7 protein-coding genes are annotated in these 7,285 nt (G+C 33.9%); 3 read left to right on the top strand and 4 right to left on the bottom strand.

The window, feature by feature from the left end:
* Window positions 1-100 precede the first annotated feature (100 nt).
* From FLA105534_RS21705 to FLA105534_RS21720, 4 genes are all read right to left on the bottom strand, one after another.
* Window positions 101-1,528 carry a T9SS type A sorting domain-containing protein gene (locus tag FLA105534_RS21705; RefSeq protein ID WP_173968171.1) on the bottom strand — a complete coding sequence of 476 codons (1,428 nt, stop codon included), beginning with the start codon at window positions 1,526-1,528 and terminating at the stop codon, window positions 101-103.
* Between the two features lie 40 nt (window positions 1,529-1,568).
* A complete protein-coding gene (locus FLA105534_RS21710) occupies window positions 1,569-3,113 on the bottom strand; it encodes a patatin-like phospholipase family protein (protein WP_173968172.1) in 1,545 nt (514 codons plus the stop codon).
* Between the two features lie 273 nt (window positions 3,114-3,386).
* Window positions 3,387-3,929 carry a DMP19 family protein gene (locus tag FLA105534_RS21715; protein ID WP_173968173.1) on the bottom strand — a complete coding sequence of 181 codons (543 nt, stop codon included), beginning with the start codon at window positions 3,927-3,929 and terminating at the stop codon, window positions 3,387-3,389.
* Between the two features lie 69 nt (window positions 3,930-3,998).
* Window positions 3,999-4,169: a hypothetical protein gene (locus tag FLA105534_RS21720; RefSeq protein WP_173968174.1), complete on the bottom strand. Its 171-nt coding sequence runs from the start codon at window positions 4,167-4,169 to the stop codon at window positions 3,999-4,001.
* Window positions 4,170-4,853: 684 nt separating this feature from the next.
* On the opposite strand from FLA105534_RS21720, the gene FLA105534_RS21725 reads away from it, so the two are divergent.
* From FLA105534_RS21725 to FLA105534_RS21735, 3 genes are all read left to right on the top strand, one after another.
* Window positions 4,854-5,411 carry a YdeI/OmpD-associated family protein gene (locus FLA105534_RS21725; protein ID WP_173968175.1) on the top strand — a complete coding sequence of 186 codons (558 nt, stop codon included), beginning with the start codon at window positions 4,854-4,856 and terminating at the stop codon, window positions 5,409-5,411.
* 65 nt (window positions 5,412-5,476) lie between these two features.
* Complete coding sequence (locus FLA105534_RS21730; protein ID WP_173968176.1) at window positions 5,477-6,379, top strand: PhzF family phenazine biosynthesis protein; 903 nt, start codon at window positions 5,477-5,479, stop codon at window positions 6,377-6,379.
* Between the two features lie 56 nt (window positions 6,380-6,435).
* Complete coding sequence (locus FLA105534_RS21735) at window positions 6,436-7,212, top strand: DUF2695 domain-containing protein (protein WP_173968177.1); 777 nt, start codon at window positions 6,436-6,438, stop codon at window positions 7,210-7,212.
* The last annotated feature ends 73 nt before the right edge of the window (window positions 7,213-7,285 follow it).

Below are 7,285 nucleotides of genomic sequence, written 5' to 3' on the forward strand. Positions count from 1 at the left end.
CTTCACTCTTCACTCTTTACTCTTTACTCTTTACTCTTTACTCTTTACTCTTTACTCTTTACTCTTCACTCTTCACTCTTCACTCTTCACTCTTCACTCTTCACTCTTTAATCACCTTAAAAGTCTCCGCTGAATTTTCACCTGCAACTTTAAGCACATAAAAACCCGATGGCAAACCCGAAATATCAATTTTTCCGTCTGTACTTTTTCCTTTTAAAACAGAAACTAATTCGAAACTAAAAAACTCATAATCAAAGTTTTCAGCACCAAAGTCTTTTACCGAAACAACTGTAGTAGCGGGATTTGGAAAAGCAAAAGGTTTTTTCTTAATTACAATTTCCTGCTGCGTATTCTGGCAGGCACTTTCTAACAAAGAGGACAAATCTGTTTCATCATAAACTAAAGTATAATTGAACTCTTTTGCTTTTTGAAACCATTCGCAGGCTTTTTTGTATTTATGTTGATCCAGATAAATAATGCCGAGATTTTTCATAGCATACGAATTGTTTTTATCCATTTCTAGTGCCGCTTTCAGATCGGCAATTCCTTTCTCTGATTCTCCTAACTTATGATAAATCAAACCACGTGTAGTTCTTAAGTCTCTGCCCCCGTAAGCCGTAGTTCTTTCGATAATTGCTTTTTCAGATACAAAAGCTAAGACTATATTTTCCATTGCCTTCTCATATTCTCCAGTATCACTGTACAATCGCGCAAGTCCCCATCTGGCATGTGCATGGTTCGGTTTTACAGCTACTATTTTCTCCAGATAAAAGCGGGCCAAATCATACATCTTTCTACGCTGCAGCAACGATGCAAAGTTGTACAAAATACGCATATCGTCAGGAGCACTCTTTATTGCTTTATTATAATAGTGAATAGCAAAATTATCCATTTCGCGCGAAGCATAAAGAAACGCTAATCGGTCATATAGTTTGCTTCTAAACAAATCCTTCTTTTGTTCTAAAGAATCTGTCAAAACGATACCCTTATTTTTAGGATCTTTATCAATCGAATATTCTACCTTTTTCAAATCTTCAAGAGCTAAAGTAATATTGCCAAGACTCACGCTTAATACGCCACGATTGTACAAATCATTAACTTTTGTAGGATTGTAATTGGTTTTAATATTGATTTCGGTAAGCATTTTAAGAGCCTTTTTTACCGTTTCTTCCCTGTCTTTGTTAAACGGCAATTTATGATCCGTTCTACTTATTTGTTTTCCATGCGAAAAATTCCAGGTTACCAATTTCTCTCCTTGTTGATTGTATTGAAAACAATCCGAATCTTTTAGTCCTTTTTCATCATAATAAAAAACCTCATTCAGCTTTCCATTCGAATAATAGGTTTTGGTGCTGTCCGGATTCTTGTCCGGACCGTACCAAATTTGTATAGAAATTACATGATCGTCATAATAATATCGGGTAACATTATCTCCTGTATCCGTACTCTTTGTCTGACCCGATAAGACGACAGGCAAAAACAAAAAGACAAAGGTTCTTTTTATAAAAATGGAAATTTGTTCTCTCAAAATTTTATTGATTAAGCAGAAAATGCAATTTTGGGTAAATTTATTTGTTTTCTATCAATAAAGCTTTCAATTCATCGGTTTTTAAATAAGCCGCAAACCTGCCAGATAGCAATAAAACTTCTCTTTCTTCGGGCGTAATTCTTAATTTGGTCTCAACATGCGAAGCGTACTCGTACAATAATAAAATCTGGCTGGCAGTTAAGCCCTTAAACTTTTCCCGACTTAAAGTCGCAACAATGATTTCACCATCCTTATCTTTCTTAAAAGAATCTTCGCCAAACTTTTCTATTAAGTCCTGTTTAAAATTACCATAAAGTCTGACCCAGCTACCCGGCTCATCGTTGGTGTTTTTTAATTCCGCAACCAAATCTTCATAATCCTGATTCTTTTCAAGCCTTAACAAGTGATCCCGAATGGTCGTAAAACCGATGATCTGATAATTGGTAATCGGGATTTTATAACGTTCGAAAATATTTTCTACATCTTTATCAAAAGTCATGTATCGGGTTTGAACCGTATATAAAGAAGCGGTTTCAAACAATGAGATCAATCTGATTTTCGCGTTTGTGATGTAAGGTGTCTTTTTTCCTTGTCCCAGACAATCTATAAAAAGGGCTTTTTTATTAACCTCTTTTACTTTTGTATCGTCATGCAGTAACTCGATCAGTGTTTTATACCCCATATTGTCAGAAGCTCCGCCATCGACAATACACAATATTTTGTTCTGATCTTTCACGCCGAATTTTACTTTCGGAAGCACACCCGGAAAAGCCGAACTTGCGGTAATAGCATAAGTGACCGGAAAATTATAACCGTCATTGACCTCATTTTCATTCAGTGCAATCGAAGCTTTATTGGGTGCTAAAGACGAATTTAGATTTAAACTTCTAATAATATGAGGCATAAACGGAATTCGTTCACCATTATTAAACGCCGTTCCGTTGGCCACAAACATGGGTAAAACGGGAACTGATTTACTGTCTTTTGAAACAAAAAAATCAGACATCAGCATTTGAGAATTAAACTTGTTGGTGTTATCAGGGTTTACGGCATCGTATTGCAAAATATCCGAATCGATTCGCTGTGTCATTGATATTCTGTCGCCTTTCTCATTTCGGTTGTTGTTCAGTAATGACAAAATATTGGCCGATTTGTCGACATAATCTTTGTACGCGTCTGCCTTTGAAAAGTAAAACTCATTGAAAGAGCAATTTTCCTGATATAGTTTATTTTTCAGAATAGTCAGATAGTATCCTGCCGAAAAACAGCCTCCGGAAACGGTAGAAAAATAATCAATTTCGTTCAGAAAATTACGTTCCGAATTGGCTTCCTGAATTTCTTCCAATCCCAAAAGCACGCCCATACTAAAAAACTGAGCTCTCGAACCTCCGCCCGAAATTCCAATACCTAAGGCAATATTTGGGTTTTGATATTTTTTATCACGCTCCTGAACTGACTTATAATCGCTTAATGAAACGGAAGGAATCGAATTGTAATTGATTTCAGAAAAGAGGTTTATTTTATTCTGAGAAAACCCAATCTGAAAGCAAAGAAAAAGCAATATACAGCCGTACCCATGTTTCATTTTTTTACTTTTAAATCCTAAATCACTGAACGCTAAAATAATGAAGTTATTTCACAAAGTAATGTGAAGATTTCACAAAGATTCTTTAATAAAAACAGGAATTAATCTTACTGAGCCTCATTAGTCTATTTTAAAAGCCACAGCTTAAAAGATTAAAATGATTTCTAAAATCTGTGTACAACAAAACCTTTTCGGCTCCTTGTTTTTGCGAGATTAACAAACTTAAAAAATAACGCTGTTAATCTCTGTTGCAAAAACCTTTTGAACTAAAAACTAAGCCCTCTTAATCTCATGTCCTACAAATTCCTCCAAAGTCGCAAACATATCGTCTACAGAAAGAACTTCGAAATCGGGATGATTTTTTAAGAAATTAGCATTTAAAGTAACCAGATTTTCTTCTAACTCATAAAAGGTATCGTTGTTCAGCAAATCACGAGTTGGATTTACACCTTCCAGTTTTCCGCTAACAAATTTATTAAGCTTTACACTGCTCATCAATTTTACCTTTTTGCTTTGCTGTTGGAACAACTCCAGGTGTTTTTCGGCACCAATTAAAGTCAGACCTTCTTCGATAAGTTCGTTTAATTCTTTATTCCAACCTGATTTATAAACAAACTGAGCAAAATTCCCTTCGGCATATTGCGAATAGTAATAATCTAAGTAATAACTCATCAGGGCATCTTCGTGAATAAATTCGTCATCGACACCTTCTTCACGCATTAAATTGATTACCGAAATGTTTGAGTGAATCACATCCTGAAGATTTTCACTATTCATTGCCGTTTCAGAAACTATTATTCTACCAAATTCCTCCATTTTGTTTTTGTTTTGAGATTGATTTGCAAATTTCGGAGAAATTAAAACAGAAAAGAAATACATTTAGATTTATATAACATCTTGCTCATCACTATTCTTCTTTTCATTCATTTTTGCAACCAAAGCCTTCAAACGTAATGCCTGTGCTTTTTTCTCTTCCTGAAGCTTAGCCTTTTTTCGTTTTAGCAATTTGGTATGCAAAGCCTTGTTTTTTCCGTTTTTTTCAGGTCCTTTTGCCATGATTTCTAGTCTTTTTAATTGCTCTTGCAAAGATAAGAAAGTGATTGTATCGAAGAACTAAAATATACTCCATTAAAAACATGGAATAATGATTGATAGTCTATAAATAAAATACAAAGGCTCAAAAGTGCTATGTAAGTTCTCACAACCTATAAAACTATCAAAATCATGAAAGAAACAATCTACAAGAGTTTACTCCTATCCTTACTTCTCACCAATATTTGGAGTGTAATTACATTTTTCATTTACTTTTTTGAAAACCCAGGAATGTTTAGTGGCTTTAAAACACTTGAATTTTTCATATACTCTTGTTGGATCTCTGCCGGCTTAGGATTAGTGATCATATTACTTTCATTTATAAAAAAGTTAAAAATTGAACTTAAAATCTTTTCACTCACATTGATTTTCTGGATCAATCTGTTCTTTTTTATTCTACTTTTAATTACAATAGCACTAGAAATAATTCACTCTGAATCATTCTTTGACCTATTCTTTTTCTTCAACATCATTATTGCACCAATATCCTTGCTGAGGATTAAAACAATTTATAAACTGGTAGAAAAACAACAAAACCAAAAGAATTAACCTTGTTTTTTGTCACGGAAATCTTTTCTGATATTTATTATACCTTTATAATTTTATTAAAGCGAATACAAATTTATAATTGATTTTTATTTCAAAAAAATGACAGCAACCTTCTTCCCCACCCAAGAAAAATTCAGAATATGGTTAGAAAAACATTATCAAAAAGAAACCGAACTTTTAGTTGGTTTTTATAAAGTGAGTACCAAGAAGCCATGCATGACCTGGTCAGAATCTGTTGATCAGGCGCTTTGTTTTGGTTGGATTGATGGCATTCGAAGATCTGTCGATGAAGAAAGTTATACGATACGGTTTACACCCAGAAAAAAATCCAGTATATGGAGTGCCATCAATATCAAAAAAGTAGAAGAACTCACTAAGGCCGGACTCATGCTACCCGAAGGCTTAAAGGCTTTCGAATTAAGATCTGAAGAAAGATCTAAAATCTACTCGCATGAAAGAGAAGCTTACCTACTTGACCCGGAATTTGAAAAACAATTTAAAGACAATAAAATAGCTTGGGAATATTTCAACAATCAGGCGCCATCGTACAAAAAAGTAATAATTCACGTAATTATGAGCGCCAAGCAAGAAAAAACAAAACTTGCAAGATTGGAAAAAGCAATAAAATTTAGCGCCGAGGGAAAACGAATGTTATAAAAAGCTGTTGTTTTGATATAGTATAATCTGTAACTTTATTCCGTTAAAAAAGTAAAGAAGAAATAATGGAAGGAAGAATAGCATTGGAATATTACGTCTTAGATGTATTCTCAAACGAAAGTTATAAAGGAAATCCACTTTCTGTCGTTTTTACCGATGGTAATTTAAAGCTGGAAACTTATCGTGATATTTCTAAAGAATTTCGCTACTCCGAAACCTCTTTTGTTTATTATTCTACAAGAGAAAAAGCACTAATGGTTCGTTCCTTTACCCCAACAGGAATCGAAATCGATGGTGCAGGACATAACCTATTAGGCGCTGTCTGTGGTGCTCTCTTAAAAGGAATGCCCATTTTTGAAGAGCAAAACGAAAGCGAACAATTTGTAATTATGAAACATTCCGCCATTCCGTTAACGGTTACTCTTGATCCTGTTTCTTTCTATCCTCTTGTTCAAATGCATCAAAAATCGGCAGTCATTAAAGAAGAAATCCCAACTTATAAAATTGCAGTCGCGCTCGGTTTAAAAATTGAAGATCTAGATGTAAATGCTTTTGTTCCAACAATAGTTAAAACAGAAGTTGCCCATACCATGGTTCCTATAAAAAACAGCCAAATACTCAATAGTTTTGTTCCGGACAACCAGCTTTTAATCGAAATTTCAAAAGAATATAAATCTGAAGGATTTTATTGTTTCACTCTTGCTGATGAAAATCAGGAACATATAGTCGAAACCCGATTCTTCAACCCGATTATCGGAATAAATGAAGATCCTGCTACCGGAACTGCTGCCGGCCCACTGATCGGCTTTTTAACACAAAAGAAATTCACTAAATCCGATAAAAAATACAAAATTCTTCAAGGGGTTAAGTTAAAACAAGCGTCAATGATTGAAGTGATGAATCGCGAAGAAGATATCTTAGTGGGTGGCTCGTCAATTATAACCATGCGTGGAGAATTGTATTTGTAGAGAAAACGATTCACCGTTCATATTATAAATTTATCATCTTGACTCTTCAATGCGCTATGGATAGGACAAAACGAAAAGAAATAGCGATACAGCTTGCAAAAGAAAGACAAATAGAATTCAAAAAAAGTCTTCCTGTTGACGAAAATATTTTTCAGGAATTATTTGACACTTTAGATCAGGAATTACCAAAACAGAAATGCAACCATACTCCATTTCTAACTATAGCCTTTTTAGAAAAAAACGACATTTCGAATGTAAATGAAGTACTGGATTGGCTGGACGAAAATGGAGGTTTTTGCGATTGCGAAATCTTAGCAAATATTGAGGATCTGTTTGAGTATCTAAACCCTCCTAAAACTAATCATGTTTCAACAAGAGATACTACCAAACAAAAAATAAATAGTTTAAAAACTGACTTTGGCTTTTGTATCGAAAAAATCCCTTTGTCCTGGAATTTAGTAGAAATCACATCTAAAAACAAGAAAGAATACCAATTCAAAATTGGAAAGAGCAATAACTGTACGGTTAGTTTGCAAAGTGATTTTGTTTTCTTCGAATCGGATAATGACGAATTATGGAAAAATCTCTGGATAAACGAAACCCAATTACATTACAATCTTAACAATGTAACTATTGAACGTACCCAACTAGGTAATTATTCTGCCATTATTGCAAAAACTAAAGATTGGATCCCTGTTAAAATTTGGTCTTACAACAATAAAAAACAGTGGGTACTTCGAATGGATACTGAATTTAGCAGATATAAAAATGACGCAAAAGAACTTGAAAAGCTGCTGAATAATATCATTTTGACTAGTCCTAAAATAGGTTGACAAGTTTTACAATATTAATTAAAACCAGTAAAGTTCTCTTTGCTGGTTTTTTGATATACAAAATTAGGTGTTT

It is taken from the genome of Flavobacterium collinsii, from assembly GCF_902804485.1.
Classification (GTDB): Bacteria; Bacteroidota; Bacteroidia; order Flavobacteriales; family Flavobacteriaceae; genus Flavobacterium; species Flavobacterium collinsii.